Genomic DNA, 21,663 nt, shown 5'->3' with positions numbered 1-21,663 from the left:
GGAATCCGGTTTGCGTGAAGAAACGCTATAGGGGCCGAGAAAGCCTCATCCCACGGCTTCCGCCACCACCATGTAATTAACGTCCATGTCGGAAGACAGGCTCCATTTGTCCGCGAGCGGGTTATAGACCACGCCGGACTGCTCGGTGATGCCGAGCCCGTTGCGCTCGAAGTGGCGCGCGAGTTCGTCCGGGGTGACGAACTTGTCCCACTGATGCGTACCGCGCGGCAGCCAGCGCAACACATATTCGGCCGCGACGATGCCCAAGGCAAAACTCTTCCAGTTGCGGTTGAGGGTGGAGGCCGCCATCATGCCGCCCGGTTTCAGCATCGCCGCGCAGCGATCGAGGAACAGCCCGACATCGGCGACATGCTCCACCACCTCCATCGCGAGGATGATGTCGAAGCGTTCCCGAACGTCCATGTCTTCCACGGTGGTGCAGCGATAATCGATCGACAGATGGGCTTTCTCGGCGTGGAGCTTCGCCGCGGCGATGTTGGACGCCGAGGGATCGACCCCGATCACCTGCGCGCCAAGCCGCGTGAACGGCTCGCACAGAAGGCCCGCGCCGCAGCCGATGTCGAGCAGCCGCAGGCCCGCCAGACAGTTCAGGCTGCGGGCGTTGCGATCGAACTTGCGGCAGGCGGCGTCGCGGATGAACTGAAGCCGCAGCGGGTTGATCCTGTGCAGCGGCGCCATCTTGCCGTTGGGGTCCCACCACTCCTGCGACAGTTTCGAGAATTTTTCGATCTCGGCGCGATCGACGGTCGTTCCGGATGCGGCGGAAAACGCGGCTGAAGAATTCGCGGAAGGGTTGACTTGCGTGGTCATTGCCGCGCGCCTCCTGTGGCGAGATGACGGGGTCTTGGAACAGTATCAGTGGTCACGGTCACGAACATCCTCGAAATAGATAAGGCAGTCGCGAGGATCAGCGGGGCGATCGCGTCGAAACGCAAATACGGGTACATGACCCGCATACACCATGGCCGGGGACCGGTTGCGAAATCGCTGACATGCCCCCCTGATCGACCTGCTTCACGCCGTTTGCCGGATCACTCGGCCGCCGCGGCGCGCCCGAAAGCCGGTTGCCTGGCCGCATCCGCGCCGTTATGTATACGCGCCTTCTCGCCCGTGCGCCCCGCTTTTCGCACCCATCGAGTTGGCCTTGTCGTCAGCGAGCTTTTTCTGTTCGGCGAGCCTAAAATACTCAGCTAGCCCCGATATTCAGCGAGCTTTGGGAACGCACCATCCGTCATGAGCCGGCTTGTGATGAAATTTGGCGGCACTTCCGTCGCCAATCTGGACCGCATCCGCAACGTCGCGCGGCATGTCAAGCGCGAGGTCGACGCCGGCCATGACGTCGCGGTCGTCGTGTCGGCGATGTCGGGCAAGACCAACGAACTGGTGGCATGGTGCCGCGACGCCTCCTCGATGCACGACGCGCGCGAATATGACGCCGTGGTGGCTTCCGGCGAGCAGATCACCTCGGGGCTCCTGGCGATCGCGCTGCAGGCGCTCGGCATTCAGGCGCGCTCTTGGCAGGGCTGGCAGATCCCGATCCGGACCAGCGACGCCCACGCCTCGGCCCGCATTCTTGAAATCGACGGCAGCGAACTCATCAGCCGCTTCACGGAGCGCAAGGAGGTTGCCGTGATCGCCGGTTTCCAGGGCATCAGCCCGCAGACCGGCCGGATCACCACGCTGGGCCGCGGCGGCTCCGACACGTCGGCGGTGGCGATCGCCGCCGCCATCCGCGCCGACCGCTGCGACATCTACACCGATGTCGACGGCGTTTACACCACCGATCCGCGGGTGGTTTCGAAAGCGCGCCGGCTCGACAGGATCGCGTTCGAAGACATGCTGGAACTAGCCTCGCAGGGCGCCAAGGTCCTGCAGGTTCGGTCCGTGGAACTCGGCATGACCCAGAACATGCCGATTTTCGTCCGCTCCAGTTTCGATGCGCCCGAGGAGATCGACCCCCATGGCACGCCGCCGGGTACGCTGATCTGCGGCGAGGAGGACATCATGGAAAGCCACGTCGTCACCGGCATCGCCTTCTCCAAGGACGAGGCCCAGATCTCGGTCCGTCAGATCGAGGACAAGCCGGGCGTCGCCGCCTCGATCTTCGTCCCGCTCGCCGACGCCAATATCAACGTCGACATGATCGTCCAGAACGTGTCCGAAGACGGCAAGATCACCGACCTGACGTTCACGGTGCCGGCCTCCGACCATGCCCGCGCCAGGGAGACCATCACCCTCGCCAAGGACATGATCGGCTATGCGCGCCTCGACAGCGCCACCGACGTCGCCAAGATTTCGGTGATCGGGTCCGGGATGCGCAGCCATGCGGGAGTCGCGGCGCAGGCATTCAAGGCGCTGTCGGACAAGGGCATCAATATCCGCGCCATCACGACCTCGGAGATCAAGTTCTCCCTGCTGATCGATACCGCCTATACCGAACTCGCGGTCAGAACCCTGCATACCCTCTACGGGCTCGATCAGACCTGAGACCGAGGTCTCCGCCGTCTCGGTCGTCCCCGGCTGACCTGGCGCACCGTCGCCCGCGAGCTCCATTTAGGTCTGGTTCAACGCGGCTGAACCGGACTCAAGAACCCTTCACCGCTTCATGGAAACGGTAAAAGGCTCTATCTTTATGTTTTGATGCGTTTTCGTCTCGGGGACCGGATTCCACTTCGCTCGAAAACGCTATAAGTCATTTACAGGCTTACCCAAATCAGGGCTCGCAGGGGGAGGGACCGAGATATGCGGAGCGCGTCGAGCGGCCCCCGCGTCTTGTTGAGACGCCTCCGCGAAGTCATGGCGGAGCCGGTCAGCGCGCAGGAGCGTCTCGACAAGATCGTGGTGCTGATCGCCGCCAACATGGTGGCGGAAGTCTGCTCGACCTATGTGCTGCGCGTCGACAATACGCTGGAACTCTATGCGACCGAGGGCCTCAATCGCGACGCGGTGCATCATACCGTGCTGACCGTGCATGAAGGCCTCGTCGGCCTGGTCGCCAGCGAAGCGACGCCGCTCAATCTGTCGGACGCGCGCAGTCACCCGGCATTCTCGTTCCGTCCGGAAACCGGCGAAGAAATCTACAACTCGTTCCTCGGCGTGCCGATCCTGCGCGCGGGCAACACGCTTGGCGTGCTGGTGGTGCAGAACCGCGCCCGGCGCACCTATGTCGAGGAAGAGGTCGAGGCGCTTCAGACCACGGCGATGGTCCTCGCCGAGATGATCGCTTCCGGCGAACTGGCCGCGCTCGCGCAGCCCGGCCTCGAACCCGCCGCCCGCCACACCATCCACCAGATCGGCTCGATCCTGTCCGACGGCATCGCGCTCGGCCATGTCGTGCTGCACGAACCGCGCATCGTCATCACCAACTACATCGCCGACGATGTGCCAAAGGAAATCCGGCGGCTGGAAACGGCGCTCGCCAAGCTGCGCACGGACCTCGACCGCCTGCTGGAGCGCGGCGACGTTGCCGAGGGCGGCGAGCATCGCGACGTGCTCGAAGCCTACCGGATGTTCGCCAACGATCACGGCTGGTCGCACAAGCTGCAGGAGGCGGCCGCGACCGGATTGACCGCCGAGGCCGCCGTCGAGCGCGTGCAATCCGACACCCGCGCGCGAATGTTGCGCTCGACCGATCCATATCTGCGCGATCGCCTTCATGACCTTGAGGATCTCGGCCACCGCCTGATGCGGCAACTGGTCGGACAGGATCACGCGCCTTCCCGCGAACAGCTCCCGGACAACGCGATCCTGATCGCGCGCGCCATGGGACCGGCGGCCCTGCTGGACTATGACCGCAGGCGGCTGCGCGGACTGGTGCTGGAGGAAGGCACGGCGACCTCGCACGTCGCCATCGTCGCGCGCGCGCTGGGCATTCCCGCCGTCGGCGAGGTGCCGAACGCGGTCGGGATCGCCGATCCCGGCGACGCCATCATCGTCGACGGCACCTCCGGCTCGATTTACCTGCGGCCATCGGCGGAAATCGAATCGGCCTATGCCGAGCGCGTGCGCTTTCGCGCCCGCCGGCAGGCGCAGTATATCGCATTGCGCGACAAGCCCTGCGTCACCAGGAACGGCGAACCGGTCGATCTGATGATCAATGCGGGACTTGTGATCGACCTGCCGCATCTGGAGGACACCAATTGCTCCGGCATCGGCCTGTTCCGGACCGAACTGCAATTCATGCTCGGACAGAGCCTGCCGCGCGCAAGCGAACAGCTTGCGCTGTACCGCAAGGTGCTGGACGCCGCCGGCGACAAGCCGGTGACTTTCCGCACCCTCGATATCGGTGGCGACAAGGCGCTTCCTTATATGGAAGCGGTCGCTGAGGAAAATCCCGCGCTGGGGTGGCGCGCCATCAGGCTCGGGCTCGATCGCCCCGGCCTGCTGCGCGGCCAGATCCGCGCGCTGCTGCGCGCCGGAAGCGGCCGCGCGCTGCGCATCATGTTCCCCATGATCTCGGAAGTCGCCGAATTCGATCAGGCCAAGGCCATCGTCGAGCGCGAACTCACCTATCTGCGCCAGCATGACCACACGCTGCCGGAGCGAGTGGACATCGGCACCATGGTCGAGGTTCCCTCGCTGTTGTACCAACTCGACGAATTGTTCGCGAAGGTCGATTTCGTCTCCGTGGGATCGAACGACCTGTTTCAGTTCATGTTTGCGGTGGATCGCGGCAACAGCAAGGTATCGGGCCGTTTCGATACGCTCTCCGCGCCAATGCTGCGGGCGCTGCGCGAGATCGCGGTCAAGGCCCGGGTGGCCGGCAGAAGCGCTTCGCTGTGCGGGGAAATGGCGTCGCAGCCGCTGGGCGCGCTGGCTCTGATCGCGCTCGGCTACCGTTCGCTCTCGCTCTCGGCCACCGCGCACGGTCCCGTCAAGGCCATGATCCTCGATCTCGATACGGAAAAGGCCGAGGCGGCCATCCTGCCGCTGCTCGAAGCGCCCTCCGGCAGCATTTCCGTCCGCGACAGGCTCAAGGACTTCGCCGACGCCGAGGGGCTGTCGCTATGAGCATGGGCTTATCGCTTTATCTCCGTCCGCAACGAACATGGATTTACCCCCTCCCCCGGCGGGAGCGGGCAAGAAGACAGTCCGATGCTGCCTGAAGCCAAACTCGATGTCCTGCTGGCCCGCCATGCCGCGCTCGAAAGCGAGCTGCTGAGCCATGTCAGCGCTGACCGCTACGTCCAGATGACGCGCGAGCTAGCCGAACTCAATCCCATCGTGGATGCCGTGAAGAACTGGCGCGCTGTCACGGCTGAAATCGCGGGGATCGACGCCATGATCGCCGATCCCGCCACGGACGCCGAGATGCGCGCGATGGCGGAGGCGGAGCGCCCGGCGCTGGAGGCGCGCAACGACGAACTCATGCAGAATATCCGGGTCGCGCTGCTGCCGAAGGATGCGATGGACGAGCGCAACGTGATGCTCGAAGTCCGCGCCGGCACCGGCGGCGACGAGGCCTCGTTGTTCGCGGGCGATCTGTTTCGAATGTATGAGCGCTTCGCCGCCTTGCAGGGATGGAAGGTGGAGGTGATCTCGGCCAGCGAAGGCACCATGGGCGGCTACAAGGAGATCGTCGCCCAGGTGCAGGGACGCGGCGCCTACGCCAGGATGAAGTTCGAATCCGGCGTGCATCGGGTGCAGCGCGTGCCGGATACCGAAGCGCAGGGACGCGTTCATACCTCGGCGGCCACGGTCGCCGTGCTGCCGGAAGCCGAAGAGGTCGATGTGGATATCAAGCCCGATGACCTGCGCATCGAAACCATGCGCGCCCAGGGCGCGGGAGGCCAGCACGTCAACAAGACGGAATCGGCGATCCGCATCACCCACATCCCGACCGGCATCGTCGTCAACATGCAGGACAGCCGTTCGCAGCACAAGAACCGCGCCTCGGCGATGAATATCCTGCGCTCCCGCATCTACGACGCCGAGCGGCAGCGCATCAATGCGGCGCGCTCGGCCGACCGCAAGGATCAGGTCGGATCGGGCGACCGTTCCGAGCGCATCCGCACCTACAATTTTCCGCAAGGCCGCGTCACGGATCACCGCATCAACCTGACGCTTTACAAGCTGCCGCAAGTGGTCGCCGGCGACGCGCTGCACGAACTGATCGAAGCCCTGACCACGGAGCATCAGGCCGCGCAGCTCGCAGCCGAAGGCGGCAAGTGAGTGACACTCAAGCCTCATCCCGGTGAACGTCTTTATTCCCTCTCCGGCAAGGGAGAGGGAAAGGAAGCAACCCCGTGGCCGACTCATTCGCCGCACAGACCATAGAGAGCATCCGCCGCGCGCTGACGGCGCGCTTCGAAGCCGCCGGAATCGACAGCGCGGCGCTCGAAGCCCGCATGCTCACCGGCGCGGTGCTGGGCCTCGATCTGACCGGTCTGATCGCGCAAGGCCTGCGGCGGCTCGACGAGGATGACGCGGCGCGCCTTGATGCTCTGGCGCGACGCCGGCTCGCGGGCGAGCCCCTGGCGCGGATTCTTGGAACGAAGGAATTCTGGGGACTGCCGCTGAAGCTGTCGGCGGACACGCTGGTGCCGCGCGCCGACACCGAAACCGTGGTCGAGGCCGCGCTCGGCGTCCTCCGCGCTGAAGGCCGGACGCAGGAGCCGCTTCGCATCGCGGACCTCGGCACCGGCAGCGGCGCGATCCTGCTGGCGTTGCTGACCGAACTGCCGGCGGCTACCGGCGTCGGCACCGACCTCAGCGCGGCGGCGCTCGGCACGGCCAGAACCAATGCGCAAGGCGTCGGCCTCTCGGCGCGCGCGCAATTCCTGGTCAGCGACTATGGGGATGGTCTGTCAGGCCCCTTCGACCTGATCGTCTCGAACCCGCCCTACATCCGCTCGGCCGACATCCCGGCGCTGGCGCCGGAGGTGCGCGATCACGATCCGCATCTCGCACTGGACGGCGGCCTCGACGGGCTCGACGCCTATCGCCGGATCGCGCCGCAGGCGGCGGCGCTGCTTGCGGATGGCGGTCTGCTGGTGCTGGAGATCGGGCAAGGCCAGGGCGGCGCCGTCAGCCGGCTGGTGACCGCCGCGGGACTAACGGTCATGGGATCCGTCAGGGCTGACCTAGCGGGTATCGGCCGCGCCGTCGTGGCGGGCAGGATTGCCCTTAGAAAGCCGGATTGAGCCCCCAAAAAAACCACTTGGAATATCCCTCGGGAGCGATTACGTTTTATGCACAACCATCGGTCCCGGGTTTGGCCCCGCAGCCATGCTGCAGGTGAGTCGGGTTCTCGGACGAGAGCCGACCCGGGTGAACGGTCCCTTGAAGGCAGGTCATATCGAGCGCGATGGCCGAGAGCTGCGCCGCTTGCGACCGCGAAGCGAACGAAAGCCTGATACTGCGCTTGAGGACTCACGCAAGAAAACCTGAGTTTGATGTCTCTAGCTGAATGATCTGGCCGGGCTGGCGCCATGCGCCGGCCGGCGACCCCGGGAACGCGTCTTTAACTATGGAAATGAATGGCGCCGATGCGCGCTTGGCCGAGAGCGTTGTCGAGCGAAGCACGCCCTCGGGCTTGTCCCGGGGATGGATACCAGTTCGCGTGAAGAAAGCGCGTCAGATCAGGATCTGAGAGTGCCGCTTCTGATTCTGTTCAAAAGCGGAAGCTCTGGAGCATGATCCCGAAAAGTGGAAACCGGTTTTCGGACGAGATCATGCTCAAACAAAAAGACCAGCGACGAGTCTGATTCAACGCCGTTGAAACAGACTCCAGGCGTGTCGGGGGCGGAAATTTTAGCCGGAACGACAAGCGAAAACTTCAAGGCTGATAACCGAAGGCGGGACATGAGAAACGGTCAGAATAACAACAAGCGGATGCGCAACCGGAATAACAATAATAATAACAACCGGCGCGGCCAGAACCCGATGACGCGGGTTTTCGAATCCAATGGTCCCGACATCAAGATCCGCGGCACCGCCTCTCATGTCGCCGAAAAATATCTCCAGCTCGCCCGCGACGCTCGCTCATCCGGCGATCCCGTGGCCGCCGAAAACTACTATCAGCACGCGGAGCATTATTTCCGCCTGATCGCCGCGGCGCAGGAACAGTTCCGCCAGAGCCAGCCGCAGCAACAGCCGCGAATCGACGTCGAAGTCACGGATGAGGCGGGTGACGACGACAGCGAAAACTTCTCGAATTTTGGAGCGGAGCCGGGCTTCGTCCCGGCCCAGCAACCGCGCGACCACCATCCACGCGAGGCGCAACCCTACCAGCGCGATCAGCAGCAGCCCCGGGAATACCGTCAGCCGCAGCCGGCGTTACAGCCCGCCGACAATGGCGGCGTCGACCGCCTCCCGTCCTTCATCACGGGATCGCAGCCGCAGTTGAACGGCGGTGGCCGGTCGGAAAGCAACGGCCATCAGGGCGGCGAGCGCAGCGACCGCTTCCCGCCGCGCCGCCGCCGCCGTCCGCATGGCCCGCGTCCTGAAAGCATGGCGCAGCCGCCGGCTCCGAGCGAGGACTTCAATCCCGGTAACGAGTAGCCGCTTACTTCACCCTTCCGTCGCGGGTGAAAACACCGATCCTGATCTCACTCCTCGGCGTTATAGGAGGACGGGGCGAGCGTGGGCTGCAATACCGGGATCAGCCGGCTGTGCTCCCGCTTCGCGGCAATGGGCCGATAAACCTGCTTGGTGGCCTCGACGAGGTGAACGCCCGCGAACGGCAGGGACAGCGCCGCACCGATACGCTCCCAGACAGCGGCGGAGCGCAGGAACCAGCCGCCATTGATCGGCGGCACGAACAGCGCCTCTCCCCAGGCGGACGGGGTGAACCATGTCTGCCGCAGCAGGTGAGTGATCTGCGAGCGTGAATAAGGCCGGCCGTGGCCGAACGGCGTGACATCCGTGCGGGTCCAGATGCCGCGGCGATTGGGAACGATCACCATCATCCGGCCCGATGGCGAAAGAACGCGCCACACCTCGCGCAACAGACTTTCCGGATCATCCGACATTTCCAGCGCATGAACCAGCAAGATTCTGTCCGCAACCGCATCCCGCAGCGGCAATGAAAATTCGTCGACCAGGCTCGCCAGCGCCGGCCGCGCGGTCGGCCATTTCAGGACCCCCTGAGCCGCCGGCATCAAGGCGATACAGCGCTCGCACTCCTCGCGGAACAGGCCGAGGTAGGGAGTCGGATAACCCAGGCCGACGACGCACTGCCCCTTCATGTTCGGCCAGTGCGCATGAATGGCGCGACTGATCAGCCGCCGGGCGACGACGCCGAGACGCTGCGAGTAGAAGTCACGAAGGTCGATGACGTCGATCGCCATGTCCACAATCTACCATGTCGCGGGCGGCCGAGGCACCCCCGCCCGGCCTGATTTGCGCCATCGTAACCGGCGTTAACGGCTTGTTTCACCACGAAATCGCCTATGCTATAGCGTTTCCGAGCGAGGATGCCCTCGGATCCCTCCGGAGGATGACGGCGGTTTGCGCAGGATAACGCGTCAGACAAAGCTCGGACCGGCTCGATTCCGTCAAAGCCGGAGAGATTCTAATCTTTGTTTCCCGGGGGTTCGCGTCATTTTCCCGCAAGGTCCGATCAGCGAACTTCGCAGCCGGGACACTCGCGTCGACCTCGGACTCACGGAGACGACATGACCGCCGATATCCGCCTGTTCACCTGCCTCACCGATAATTTCGGCGCGCTGATTCACGATCCCGCAACCGGTGCGACCGCCGCGATCGACGCGCCGGAGACTGAACCGATCATCCAGGCGCTGGATCGCGAAGGCTGGGTGCTGACCGACATTCTGATCACCCATCATCACAGCGATCATGTCGGCGGCGTGGCGGAACTGAAGCAGAAGTACACCTGCCGGGTGGTCGCTCCGCATGACAAAAGCGCCGAGATCGCCAACGTCGACCTGCGAGTCGGCCAGGGCGACATCATCAAGGTCGGAACGCTGCTGGGACGCGTGCTGGAAACGCCCGGACACACGCTGGACCACGTCAGCTACGTGTTCGACGATGAGAAAGTGGTATTCGCCGCCGATACCCTGTTCTCGATCGGCTGCGGCCGGGTGTTCGAGGGTACCTATCCGATGATGTGGGACTCGCTCTTGAAGCTGCGCGCGCTGCCGGACAGTTTCCGGCTCTATTGCGGCCACGAATATACCGACTCGAACATAAAATTCGCCCTGACCATCGAGCCCAACAACCCGGTTCTCAAGGCGCGCGCCGAGGAGGTGACGCGGCTGCGCGCCGAAGGCAAGCCGACGGTGCCGACCCTGATGGGAGAGGAGAAGGAAGCCAACGTCTTCCTGCGCGCCGACGATCCGGCGGTGGCGGCCGGGGTGCACATGAAAGGAGCCAGCGGGGCTGAGGTTTTCGCAGAACTGCGCGAACGCAAGAACAAGTCGTGAGTGACGGCAATCTGATGGACATGGCGCTTTCCGCAACCGACATCATCGAACGGCTTGATCTGCAGCCGCACCCGGAAGGCGGCCACTATCGAGAGACGTTTCGCGATACGCGTACCGACGGGCAGGGCCGCGCCGCGTCTACCGCGATCTACTTTCTGCTGGCGCGCGGCGAGCGCTCGCGACGGCATCGCATCGACGCGGTGGAGGTCTGGCACTATTATGCCGGCAGTCCGCTGCTGCTGCGGATCGAGGACGGCGCCCTCACGCGCACCCTGCGTCTGGGCGCGGATCTCGCGGCGGGTGAAACACCGCAGGCGCTGGTCCCCGCTTTTGCCTGGCAGAGTGCGGAAAGCACGGGTGACTGGACGTTGGTGGGATGCACGGTTGCGCCGGGATTCGAATTTTCCGGCTTTGAATTGTAGGAAGTCTTCCTACGAAGCGGAAAAGCTCCCGGTTAAAACAGCGTGCGCTGCCGCATCGCGGCCGACAGCGTCCCTTCATCGAGATAATCCAGTTCGCCTCCGACCGGAACACCGTGGGCAAGCCGCGTGACCTTCACGTTGGCCTCGCCCAGCAGGTCGGTGATGTAATGCGCGGTGGTCTGGCCGTCGACGGTCGCGTTCAGCGCCAGCACGATTTCCGCGACACGCGGATCGTGGGCCCGCGCCACCAGCGCATCGATGGTGAGATCCTGCGGGCCGACGCCATCCAGCGGTGACAGCGTCGCGCCAAGCACATGGTAGAATCCGTTGGTGGCGCCGGCGCGCTCCAGCGCCCAGAGGTCCGCCACATCGGCCACCACGACGATGATGGACGGATCGCGCCTGGCGTCGGTGCATATCGTGCATGGGCTGCGGGTGTCGATGTTACCGCAGGTTTCGCAGACCCGGATCCTGTCGATCGCAACCTGCAGCGCGCTCGCCAGAGGCGCCATCAACGCCTCGCGTTTCTTGATCAGATGCAGCGCCGCCCGCCGCGCCGAGCGCGGACCAAGCCCCGGCAGCCGCGCAAGCAACTGGATCAACCGCTCGATCTCGGGTCCGGTAACGGCGGTCGGCATCTTCTCGGGTTCCGAATCCGAAGTTCGCCAAACTGCGCTTGCGTCCCGTCGCGAACTTCGATTCGAAAGGACACCAGAGCCTTTCCGCTTCTGACGCAATCAGAAGCGTGGCTCACAGATTCTGACCTGACGTGTTTTTCTCACACGCGGATCACGAGAAGCCGAGGCCAGGCGGCAGACCAAGCCCGCCGGTCAACGCCTGCATCTTCTCCTGCATCGCGACCTCCGCCTTGCGGCGCGCATCCGCAAGCGCGCTCACGACAAGATCCTCGAGAATTTCACGTTCGTCCGGCTTGATCAGGGACGGATCGATCGAGATCCCCTTGACTTCCATCTTGGCGGTCATCCGCACGGTCACAAGGCCGCCGCCGGACGCGCCATCGACCTCGATCTGGTCGAGTTCGTCCTGCATGGCCTTCATCTTGGATTGAAATTGAGCCGCCTGCTTCATCATGCCGAGAAAATCAGCCATCAACATTCCTTTTTCTTGCTGGAGCCTTCCGATTCTGACTCCATCGGAGCCCAAGGCTCTAATCGCCGCCGTCGGGATCATCGGCCAGTTCGTCAGGAGCGGCATCGGAATCCGGCGACGACAGAGCGAACTTTCGCACCTCGACCACCCTGGCGCCAGGAAAACGCGCCAGCACATCCTGCACGCGCGGATCAGCCTCAGCAGCGCGCTCCCGCTCTGTTTTCTGCAACAGCGCCTGCGAGCGCAATGTCGGCTGACCCGGCTCGTTGGAAACGATCACCGTCCAGCGCCGGCCGGTCCATTGTTCCAGCTTGCGCCCAAGATCGTTCACCAGCGTACGCGCCGCGCTGCGCTCCAGCGCGACCTCAAGGCGGCCGTTCTCGATGCGGACCAGCCGGATGTCGGCCTCGAGCGCGGCCTTGATGATCAGATCGCGCTTTTCGCCGGCAAGCGCCACGAGTTCGGTCAAGCTCTCGATCCGCATCGCCGGAATCGCGCACGCTGTGTCGGCCAGCGGCGCGGCGGCCTGCGGGCGGGCCGGCTCCGCGGAGGCGCGCGGCGACAATGACCGCGCGGCCGACGATGGAGCGGATGACACCGGTCCCGGAGCAGGTCTGGGCGGCGCGGCATTGGTGGTGGCGCTTGGCGATTCGCCGCCGTTCCGATCAAGCAGCCGGATCGCCTCATCGGGCGTCGGCAGGTCCGCGACATAGGCGATGCGCACCAGCACCATCTCGGCCGCGGCCGCCGGCCGCGTCGCGCCCTGAACTTCCGCGATTCCTTTCAGCAGCATCTGCCACATCCGCGACAGCACGCGCATCGACAATTTCACGGCAAAATCGCGGGCGCGCAGGCGCTCCGTTTCACCGAATGCGACATTGTCGGCGATCGCCGGAACGATCTTGATACGCGTCACGAAGTTGACGAATTCGGCCAGGTCGCTGAGGACGACGACCGGGTCGGCGCCGGTCTCGTACTGGGAGCGAAACTCGCCGAATGCGCTCGCGATGTCGCCGCGCGCCAACGCCTCGAACAGATCGATGACGCGCGTGCGATCCGCAAGCCCCAGCATCTGCCGCACCGCGTCGGCCCGGACCACGCCAGCCGCATGGGCGATGGCCTGATCGAGCAGCGACAGGGAATCGCGCACCGAGCCTTCGGCCGCACGCGCCAGGATGCCAAGCGCCTCCGGCTCCACCTCGACGTTCTCTTTCGCCGCGATAGCGGCAAGGTGCGCCATCAACACCTCGGCTTCGACGCGCCGGAGGTCGAACCGCTGGCAGCGCGACAGCACCGTCACCGGCACCTTCCGGATCTCGGTGGTCGCGAACACGAATTTCGCGTGCTCCGGCGGCTCCTCCAGCGTCTTCAGGAACGCGTTGAAGGCCGCCGTCGACAGCATGTGAACTTCGTCGATGATGTAGACCTTGTAGCGCGCGCTCGACGGCGCATAGCGCACGCTGTCGTTGATCTGCCGGACATCGTCGACGCCGGTATGTGAAGCGGCGTCCATCTCCAGCACATCGATATGCCGGCTTTCCATAATGGCGCGGCAATGAACGCCGAGTTGCGGCATCCGGATGGTCGGCCCCTGCACCGAGCCGTCCGCGAGCTCGTAATTCAGCGCGCGGGCAAGAATGCGCGCGGTGGTGGTTTTTCCCACGCCTCGCACGCCCGTCAGGATCCAGGCCTGCGGAATCCGCCCCGTCTCGAACGCATTGGACACGGTGCGCACCAGCGCTTCCTGCCCGATGAGATCGTCAAAGCTGGCGGGGCGGTATTTGCGCGCCAGCACCCGGTACTGCGCGCTCGATCCGGATGACATCACGCCAAGGTCGAGACCGGCCTGGCCGGCCGCGTCATCGGTGAGCGTTGAGGGATGGCCAGCATCGGTCATTGAGCGATCCGCAATTTTCTCTCTCGAAGCCGGCTTGCGGAACAACGGAGCGAACCTTCGGGCCGCGCCCGTCCGGCGCTGGCAAGGATCTCCGAGAAACACGGCTCGCCCGACAAGAGGCAAGAGGGAGGTAGGAGACTGACGAGCGACCCGATCCGGACCTCGTTAGGGCTGCTTCCTTCCGGACCTGACCCGGTTGGCGAGTGGCTCGTCCACCGCCAATCTCCCGCTTTCTATTTGGGGCCAAAAGCACAGGAAAGCAAGCGACGAGGACGATCCGGGATCGTGCCGGTTCCGAACCATTGATTTCGGCGGATCGCCGCGCCAGTCTGCATCGGCATTCCTCGAAAATATCCGGGAACGATGTCCGAAACCTGGTCGCTTCACCCGCAGCTCGATAATGACACGGTCGGCATCGGCGACCTGCCGCTCAGCCGGCTCCTGCTCAGCAAGGACGCCACCTATCCCTGGCTCATTCTGGCGCCAAGACGGACGGGTGCGGTCGAGATCATCGATCTTGATCATGACGACCGCGCGCGCCTGATGACGGAGGTCGCTCGCGCGTCCGAAGTGCTCAAGGGCATCACAGGCTGCGGCAAGCTCAACGTGGCCGCGCTCGGCAATCAGGTGCCGCAGCTTCATGTCCACGTCATCGCGCGCCGCGAAAGCGACGCCGCATGGCCCAACCCGGTCTGGGGCACGGCGCCCGCGCGCGAATACGATGCGGCGGAGCTTGAGTCGTTCATTGAAGCCATCCGCCGCGGGATAGGGCTCGGTTAGGCCGGTCGTCAGGAGCCGCCGCGATCAAATGCACCCGCTTCGGCGGCGCCTTCGCCAGACCGCAACGCGCTGAAATGGAAGCCTTTTTGGCAAGGGCGGATTCGCGCCCGCGCGTCCCTGATACATAACCCTTGCGCTGGAATATTTTTCTATATATGAGGTTTAACAACTTCAATATTGGAACAATATTCTACCATGAGCGATATTGCCCCTCAAATCATTGAGACCGGTCGGCGCCTCGACGCCATCGACCGCAAGATCCTGACCGTGCTGCAGGAAGACGCATCGCTCTCCGTGGCCGAGATCGGCGACCGCGTCGGGTTGTCCTCGACTCCCTGCTGGAAACGGATCCAGCGGCTCGAGGCCGACGGCATCATCCTGCGCCGGGTGGCGCTGGTCGATCAGAACAAGATCGGGCTCGGCATTTCGGTGTTCGTGTCGGTGGAAAGCGGCGACCATTCCGACGTCTGGCTGAAAAAATTCGCCGATGCGATCAGCGCGATGCCCGAGGTGATGGAGCTCTACCGCATGGCGGGCGACGTCGATTACATGCTGCGCGTCGTGGTCACCGACATGGCGAGCTATGACCTCTTTTATAAAAAGCTGATCAGTTCGGTCGCGCTGAAGAACGTCACCTCCCGATTCGCGATGGAAAAGATCAAGTCGGTAACGGCCCTGCCGGTGCCTGCCCTGAGCGCGGCGTGACGATTGAGCTGGAATCCTTCACTATTGATGCGGAATCATCAAATCTTCTGATTGTACTCGCCGACCTCGGGATGAGTACGCAGCACGCTGTCCATCGCCTCGAACATGTCGCGCATCCGCTGCTCGGAGACCGGGCTTTCCACCACGACCACCAGTTCGGGCTTGTTGGATGACGCCCGCACCAGCCCCCAGCTTCCGTCCTGCGCCGTCACCCTGATGCCGTTGACGGTGACGAGATCACGAATCGGCTGGCCGGCCACCTTGTCGCCGTTGGCCCTGGCGGCCTCGAAATGCTTCACCACGCTGTCAACGATGCCGTACTTGGCTTCATCGGCGCAATGCGGCGACATCGTCGGCGACGACCAGGTTTTGGGCAAGGCGTTCTTCAGATCGGCCAGCGATTTGCCGGCGGCGCGATCGAGCATCTCGCACACGGCGATCGCCGAGATCAGGCCATCGTCGTAGCCGCGGCCCATCGGCGCGTTGAAGAAGAAGTGGCCCGACTTCTCGAACCCCGCGAGCGCGCCGAGTTCATTGGTGCGCCGCTTCATGTAGGAATGGCCGGTCTTCCAATAGGTCGCCCTGGCGCCCTGCTGCTGCAACACCGGATCGGTGACGAACAAGCCGGTTGATTTCACATCGACCACGAAGTGCGCATCCTTGTGGATCGCCGACATGTCGCGCGCCAGCATCACGCCGACCTTGTCGGCGAAGATTTCCTCGCCGGTGTTGTCGACCACGCCGCAGCGGTCGCCGTCGCCGTCGAAGCCGAGGCCGAGATCGGCCTTGTTTTCAAGCACCGCGTCGCGGATCGCGTGCAACATCTTCATGTCTTCGGGATTGGGATTGTACTTCGGGAAGCTGTGGTCGAGCTCGGTATCCAGCGGGATCACCTCGCAGCCGATCGCCTCCATCACCTGAGGCGCGAACGCGCCGGCGGTGCCGTTGCCGCAGGCCACCACAGCCTTCAGCTTGCGCTTCAGCTTCGGCCGTTTCGTCAGATCCGCGATGTAGCGCGCCGGGAAATTGTCGTGGAATTCATAGGAACCGCCTCCCCTGGTGGCAAAGGCGGCGCCGAGCACGATCTCCTTGAGCCGCGTCATCTCATCGGGCCCGAACGTCAGCGGCCGGTTGGCGCCCATCTTGACGCCGGTCCAGCCGTTGTCGTTATGCGAGGCTGTCACCATGGCGACGCAGGGGACGTCGAGCTCGAACTGCGCGAAATACGCCATCGGCGTCATGCATAATCCGATGTCGTGAACCTTGCAGCCCGACGCCAGCAGGCCGGAGATCAGCGCGTACTTGATGGACGACGAATAGCTGCGGAAATCATGACCGGTGACGATCTCCTTCTTCTGGCCGAGTTCGCCGATCAGCGTGCCGAGCCCCATGCCCAGCGCCTGGATGCCCATCAGGTTGATTTCCTTGCCGAACAGCCATCGGGCGTCATATTCGCGAAGCCCGGTCGCCTTCACCATCGGCTCGGATTCATAGGCATAGGTATTCGGCGCCAGAACGGACTTCGGCTTCGGAAACATGCAGACGGCCTCGCGAGGAAAGAACATGACATAAGGAAATGCAGCCGGACGATGCCACAGCTGCTGGAAATGCGGGAGCTTCTAACGCGTTGTCTGGACGCGAACCGGGACCCGCTTCGCTCGAAAACGCCACAGGTCTGTGAACGGCAATTGCGGCATAATTCGCAACGGCAGGCCAGCGCGCATCAGGACGAGCGTCTGCGGCAAACTATTGTTCCAGAACCATCCGCCCGTTCGCGAATTCGAAGCGCCTGAGCTTGGATAAAAAAGACAGGCCCAGCAGATTCTCGGACAGGGCCTCGTCGGGCAACACCATGGCATCGACATCGCGCACGATGAGGCCGCCGATGTCCACCATGGCGAGCCGGGTGCGGGCAGCCTTGAGCTTGCCATTGGCCGTCGTCACGGTCGTCGTGTAGTCGTTCCGCGAGGGCCGCAGGCCGAGACGCGCGGCGGAGCTTTCGTTGAGCGCGACCACGGAGGCCCCGGTATCCACCATGAAGCCGATGCGCTCGCCATCGATCCGGCCTTCGGTCTGGAAGTGGCCCCGGCCGTCGCGCGCGATGCTGACGCTGCGGATGCCGTCGCGATCCTGAATCGCCTCCAATGCCGCCGGCTGCATCGACGTGGTGGGCCGCGCGGCCGCGGTCGTGGTCATCTCGTCGGCCAGTTGCGCCATATAAGTGCCGGCGCCGATCAGAAGCGCGGCAAAAATCATCAGGTTACGCATGGCACATACTCACTGACCGACCGGAACGGTCATCACGATCTTACGCGCGGCCGTCAGCCCGCCATCACTTACGACGGGCTACGCGCTTCTTTATTTGAGAAAAGCATGAGCGAAGCGTTAACGCGGAATCGCGTGAGACTTTGACGCGAGACGTATTCAACACCTCGCTGTTTGAAGAACTGGCTGTTTGAAGAACTGGCTGCTTGAAGAGCTGGGTCATGCCGCCTTTCAGGTCCCGCGCGGCTTGACCCGCCGTGTCGGCGTCGCATTGGCCGGATCGTCCGGCCAGGGATGCCGGGGATGGCGCCCGCGCAGATCCGAGCGGACGGCGGCATAGCTGCCGCGCCAGAAGCCCGGCAGATCACGCGTCACCTGAACCGGACGATGCGCCGGCGACAGCAATTCCAGAACCAGCGGCACCTTGCCTTGCGCGATCGACGGATGCGTCGTCAGGCCGAATAATTCCTGCAATCGGACAGCGATGGTCGGCCCCTGCCCGGCCTCATAGTCGATCGCAAGCGTCGTGCCGGTCGGCGCTTCGAAATGGGTCGGCGCCTCGCGCTCCAGCCGCGCGCGCAAATTCCACGGCAGCAGCGCCATCAATGCTTCCGACAGATCGCCGGCTGAAAATTCCTTCAACGCGGTCTTGTCGGACAGAGCGGGCGACAGCCACATTTCGGCCGTGGCCGCAAGCCCGGCATCGGACAGGTCCGGCCACTCCCCGCCTTCCGCCGCGCGCAGAAACATGACGCGATCGCGCCACTGCTTCAGCGGCTTCGACCACGGCAGGCGATCCAGCCCCGCATCGATCAGTCCTTCCGCCAGGATGCGCGCTGTCGCGATCGACGGCGCGACCGCCACCGGTGCTTCGGCAAGCGTGATCGCGCGCAGCCGCTTGCGCCGCCGCCCTCGCAGGCTCATCGCCGCGCGATCGAAGGAGATGTCCTCGTCGGTCTCGATCTGGCCGGCAAAGCGCGATTCGATCTGGCCTTGAGCGATCGGCGCAGCCAGCAGGATACGGCCGCTCGCCGCCGTGCCGGTCAGTTCTGCGACCGCGATGAAGGGCTCTCGCGCCAGCCTTGAGGCCGGATCGACCGACGCGCCCCGGCCGTTGGCGAGCACGAACGACCCGTTGCCGCGATGGCGCGCCACGCGATCGGGAAACGCGAGAGCGAGCATTTCGCCGGTGCCGAGCTCCCCTCCGCCCTGTGGGGCCGGGACGGGCAAGGACGCCCGCTCGGAAGGGTTAGGGGCGGGGGTTAAATTCCGAGCCCGCCCTGTAGACCCCCCTCCCCGACCCTCCCCCACAAGGGGAGAGGGAGAAGAGGCCGCCACCTGCGACGCCCACCGCTCCGCCAGCTGCCTCGCGCCGGCGGCGCGTGGCGAGCGGTCGCGGCGAAAATGATCGAGCCGCGCGTCGAGATCGACGCTGTCGCCGCCCAGCCCCCGCTCGGTCAGCACCGCCGCGATGTCAGCGGCTTCCCGGCCAGAACCGAGACGATGCGCGCCCACGATCATGCGCGCGAGCCGCGGGGGCAGCGCAAGCGCGCGCAGGCTTTTTCCTTCATCGGTGATGCGGCCATCGGCGTCGAGCGCGCCAAGCTCGCGCAACAGGCTTCGCGCCTCATTCAACGCCGGAGCGGGCGGCGGGTCCAGAAACGCAAGCGTGGCGGGATCGCGTACCCCCCATTGCGCCAGATCGAGCACCAGGGATGACAGATCGGCGCTGAGGATCTCGGGCTGGGTATAGGCGGGCAGCGAGGCGGTCTGCGGCTCGTCCCATAGCCGATAACACACACCGGGCCCGGTGCGCCCGGCGCGGCCCCGACGCTGGTCCACCGCGGCGCGCGAGGCGCGCATGGTTTCGAGCCGCGTCAGGCCGATGTCAGGCTCAAAGCGTGGCACCCGCGCCAGACCGGAATCCACCACGATGCGGACACCCTCAATCGTGAGAGAAGTCTCTGCGATCGAAGTCGCCAGCACCGCCTTGCGCTGGCCTTTCGGCGCGGGCGCGATGGCGCGATCCTGCGCCGCTGCGTCGAGCGCGCCGAACAGCGGCACGATCTCGATCGACGCATCATGGATTCTTTCGGCGAGCATAGTCTGGGTGCGCCGGATTTCGGCGGCGCCCGGCAGGAACGCCAGCAGCGAACCGACCTCCGCGCGCAACGCCGTGGCGATCGCGTCGGCCATCTGCCGCTCCATGGGTGAATCGGGCTTGCGGCCGAGATACCGCGTCTCCACCGGGAAGGCGCGCCCCTCGCTTTCGATCACCGGCGCGTCGCCAAGCAGCTTTGCCACCCGCGCGCCGTCGATGGTCGCGGACATCACCAGGATGCGCAAGTCCTCCCGCAAGCCGCTCTGCACGTCGCGCGCCAGCGCAAGCCCGAGGTCCGCATCGAGCGAACGCTCGTGAAACTCGTCGAACAGGATCGCGGCAACGCCGTTCAGTTCGGGATCGTCGAGGATCTGCCGCGAGAAGATGCCTTCGGTGACGACCTCGATACGGGTCTTGCGCGAGACCCTCGAGCCGAAACGCACGCGATAGCCCACGGTCTCGCCGACGCGCTCACCGAGCGTCCGCGCCATCCGTTCCGCGCTGGCGCGCGCCGCGATCCGGCGCGGCTCCAGGACGACGATCTTCCTGCCGGCGATCCAGGGCGCATCGAGCAGCGCCAGCGGCACCCGCGTCGTCTTGCCCGCGCCGGGCGGGGCGACCAGCACCGCCGTGTCGTGCGCACCAAGCGTGCGTCCGAGTTCGCCGAGCACGGCGTCGATCGGAAGCGGATTGGCAAATGGTTCCGTCAAGGATCGGTCCGGGGCGCAGGGCATGGTTAACGGCTGGATACCCTGTCTCTTAACGCACGGCCCGGATGCGGGCCAAGCCGGAGCCTTCCGTTTCCGATAAAGCGCGTTGGCTGGGTCCGATCACTTCCCGGAGACCCGGCACATTATTTGATTGATGAAAGGAGAACGCAACCGATCTTCGTGTAAACATGCCCGAGCGCGCCGAAAAGGGACACCCATGACCGGAAACGGCACAGCCGCACAGAACAAGCAACGGGTCGACTGGGTCGACTATGCCAAGGGCATCTGCATCATCATGGTGGTGATGATGCATTCGGTGCTGGGCGTCGAGGCCGCGGCCGGGCAGACCGGCTTCATGCACTACGTCGTCGAGTTCGCAAAGCCGTTCCGGATGCCGGACTTCTTCCTGCTTTCGGGTCTGTTCCTGCCGCTCGTCATCAATCGCGACTGGCGCACCTACCTCGACCGCAAGGTGGTGCACTTCGCTTACTTCTATGTGCTGTGGGTCACGATCCAGTTCGGCTTCAAGGCCCCGGCCTTCGCTTCGGACGTCGGATGGCCCGGCGTCATCAGGCTCTGGCTGATGACGTTCATCGACCCGTTCGGCACGCTCTGGTTCATCTATCTGCTGCCGGTCTTCTTCGTGGTGATCAAGGCCACCCGCCGCATCCCGCCCTGGGCGATCTGGGGCGTGGCGGCGGCGCTGGAGATGGCGCACATCTCCACCGGCTGGACGCTGATCGACGAATTCGCCGCCCGCTTCGTCTACATCTATTCCGGCTACCTGTTCGCAACCTATGTTTTCGCATGGTCGAACCGCGCCCGCGCCTATCCGGCGTGGACGCTGGCGGCGCTGGCGCTGTGGGCCGTGGTCAACGGCGGACTGGTCCATACGGGCATCAGCGAATGGCCGGTGGTCTCGCTCGCGCTCGGTCTTGCGGGCGCGGGCGCCATCATCGCCGTCGGCACCCTGCTGGCGAAAATGCGCTGGCTGGACACCCTGCGCTATTGCGGCGAGCACTCGATCGTCATCTATCTCGCGTTCTTCCTGCCGATGGCCGCCTCGCGCACGATCCTGCTGAAAGCGGGTGTTATCCAGGATATCGGCCTCATCTCTCTGATCGTCACCATCGCCGGCGTGGCCGGCGCGGTGCTGATCTGGTGGGCCTGCCGCAACACCCGGGCGAACTTCCTGTTCGAGCGTCCCGACGCCTTCTGGATCGCACCGAAAAAACGCGCGCCCACGGTTCAGGCCGCGGCCGAATAG

Annotated in this window: 18 protein-coding genes and 1 other RNA gene; 10 read left to right on the top strand and 9 right to left on the bottom strand. The window is 64.6% G+C overall.

The annotated features are described in order from the left end of the window. Positions 1–45: 45 nt before the first annotated feature. Entirely contained in the window at positions 46–831 is a 786-nt protein-coding gene (gene ubiG / locus ACMYR2_RS02535; protein WP_347263146.1) for a bifunctional 2-polyprenyl-6-hydroxyphenol methylase/3-demethylubiquinol 3-O-methyltransferase UbiG, read from the bottom strand. Between the two features lie 423 nt (positions 832–1,254). On the opposite strand from ubiG, the gene ACMYR2_RS02530 reads away from it, so the two are divergent. From ACMYR2_RS02530 to ACMYR2_RS02510, 5 genes are all read left to right on the top strand, one after another. Beyond that, complete coding sequence (locus ACMYR2_RS02530; RefSeq protein ID WP_416193619.1) at positions 1,255–2,508, top strand: aspartate kinase; 1,254 nt, start codon at positions 1,255–1,257, stop codon at positions 2,506–2,508. Positions 2,509–2,763: 255 nt separating this feature from the next. Next, positions 2,764–5,031 carry a phosphoenolpyruvate--protein phosphotransferase gene (gene ptsP / locus ACMYR2_RS02525; protein ID WP_416193618.1) on the top strand — a complete coding sequence of 756 codons (2,268 nt, stop codon included), beginning with the start codon at positions 2,764–2,766 and terminating at the stop codon, positions 5,029–5,031. Positions 5,032–5,115: 84 nt separating this feature from the next. Continuing rightward, positions 5,116–6,192, top strand: coding sequence for a peptide chain release factor 1 (gene prfA, locus ACMYR2_RS02520; RefSeq protein WP_347263143.1), 1,077 nt, complete (start codon positions 5,116–5,118; stop codon positions 6,190–6,192). Positions 6,193–6,266: 74 nt separating this feature from the next. Continuing rightward, positions 6,267–7,163, top strand: coding sequence for a peptide chain release factor N(5)-glutamine methyltransferase (gene prmC / locus ACMYR2_RS02515; RefSeq protein WP_347263142.1), 897 nt, complete (start codon positions 6,267–6,269; stop codon positions 7,161–7,163). A 661-nt stretch (positions 7,164–7,824) separates the two neighbouring features. Further along, a complete protein-coding gene (locus ACMYR2_RS02510) occupies positions 7,825–8,523 on the top strand; it encodes a DUF4167 domain-containing protein (RefSeq protein WP_347263141.1) in 699 nt (232 codons plus the stop codon). Positions 8,524–8,570: 47 nt separating this feature from the next. On the opposite strand, the gene ACMYR2_RS02505 is transcribed toward ACMYR2_RS02510, so the two are convergent. Then, positions 8,571–9,311, bottom strand: coding sequence for a methyltransferase domain-containing protein (locus ACMYR2_RS02505; RefSeq protein ID WP_347263140.1), 741 nt, complete (start codon positions 9,309–9,311; stop codon positions 8,571–8,573). Positions 9,312–9,638: 327 nt separating this feature from the next. Here ACMYR2_RS02505 and gloB point away from each other — a divergent pair, with 327 nt between their 5' ends. Both gloB and ACMYR2_RS02495 read left to right on the top strand, forming a co-directional pair. Beyond that, positions 9,639–10,406, top strand: coding sequence for a hydroxyacylglutathione hydrolase (gene gloB, locus ACMYR2_RS02500; RefSeq protein ID WP_347263139.1), 768 nt, complete (start codon positions 9,639–9,641; stop codon positions 10,404–10,406). Between the two features lie 14 nt (positions 10,407–10,420). Next, complete coding sequence (locus ACMYR2_RS02495; protein ID WP_347263155.1) at positions 10,421–10,828, top strand: cupin domain-containing protein; 408 nt, start codon at positions 10,421–10,423, stop codon at positions 10,826–10,828. A gap of 32 nt (positions 10,829–10,860) precedes the next feature. Here ACMYR2_RS02495 and recR read toward each other — a convergent pair whose 3' ends face one another. The 4 genes from recR to ffs all read right to left on the bottom strand — a co-directional run bounded on the left by recR (position 10,861) and on the right by ffs (position 14,062). Continuing rightward, positions 10,861–11,466: a recombination mediator RecR gene (gene recR, locus ACMYR2_RS02490; RefSeq protein WP_011313698.1), complete on the bottom strand. Its 606-nt coding sequence runs from the start codon at positions 11,464–11,466 to the stop codon at positions 10,861–10,863. 151 nt (positions 11,467–11,617) lie between these two features. Beyond that, complete coding sequence (locus tag ACMYR2_RS02485; protein WP_347263138.1) at positions 11,618–11,938, bottom strand: YbaB/EbfC family nucleoid-associated protein; 321 nt, start codon at positions 11,936–11,938, stop codon at positions 11,618–11,620. Between the two features lie 58 nt (positions 11,939–11,996). After that, entirely contained in the window at positions 11,997–13,835 is a 1,839-nt protein-coding gene (locus ACMYR2_RS02480) for a DNA polymerase III subunit gamma/tau (protein ID WP_347263137.1), read from the bottom strand. 130 nt (positions 13,836–13,965) lie between these two features. Continuing rightward, an RNA gene (gene ffs, locus ACMYR2_RS02475) (signal recognition particle sRNA small type) lies at positions 13,966–14,062 on the bottom strand. Between the two features lie 136 nt (positions 14,063–14,198). Between ffs and ACMYR2_RS02470 the strand changes: the two genes are divergently transcribed. Beyond that, a complete protein-coding gene (locus ACMYR2_RS02470; RefSeq protein ID WP_416193617.1) occupies positions 14,199–14,615 on the top strand; it encodes an HIT domain-containing protein in 417 nt (138 codons plus the stop codon). Positions 14,616–14,810: 195 nt separating this feature from the next. Then, positions 14,811–15,320: an Lrp/AsnC family transcriptional regulator gene (locus ACMYR2_RS02465; RefSeq protein ID WP_347263135.1), complete on the top strand. Its 510-nt coding sequence runs from the start codon at positions 14,811–14,813 to the stop codon at positions 15,318–15,320. Positions 15,321–15,358: 38 nt separating this feature from the next. Here the strand turns inward: ACMYR2_RS02465 and ACMYR2_RS02460 are convergent, their stop codons facing one another. From ACMYR2_RS02460 to hrpB, 3 genes are all read right to left on the bottom strand, one after another. Then, positions 15,359–16,858 (bottom strand): phosphomannomutase/phosphoglucomutase, encoded by a 1,500-nt coding sequence (locus ACMYR2_RS02460; RefSeq protein ID WP_347263154.1) that lies wholly within the window; start codon positions 16,856–16,858, stop codon positions 15,359–15,361. Between the two features lie 208 nt (positions 16,859–17,066). Further along, positions 17,067–17,588 carry a TIGR02281 family clan AA aspartic protease gene (locus ACMYR2_RS02455; RefSeq protein ID WP_347263134.1) on the bottom strand — a complete coding sequence of 174 codons (522 nt, stop codon included), beginning with the start codon at positions 17,586–17,588 and terminating at the stop codon, positions 17,067–17,069. Between the two features lie 228 nt (positions 17,589–17,816). Then, positions 17,817–20,420, bottom strand: coding sequence for an ATP-dependent helicase HrpB (gene hrpB / locus ACMYR2_RS02450; RefSeq protein WP_347263133.1), 2,604 nt, complete (start codon positions 20,418–20,420; stop codon positions 17,817–17,819). Positions 20,421–20,613: 193 nt separating this feature from the next. On the opposite strand from hrpB, the gene ACMYR2_RS02445 reads away from it, so the two are divergent. After that, positions 20,614–21,663 carry an acyltransferase family protein gene (locus ACMYR2_RS02445; protein WP_347263132.1) on the top strand — a complete coding sequence of 350 codons (1,050 nt, stop codon included), beginning with the start codon at positions 20,614–20,616 and terminating at the stop codon, positions 21,661–21,663.

The organism is Nitrobacter sp. TKz-YC01, from assembly GCF_047824785.1.
Taxonomy (GTDB): domain Bacteria; phylum Pseudomonadota; class Alphaproteobacteria; order Rhizobiales; family Xanthobacteraceae; genus Nitrobacter.
This window is presented reverse-complemented; position numbering and strand designations above follow the sequence as displayed.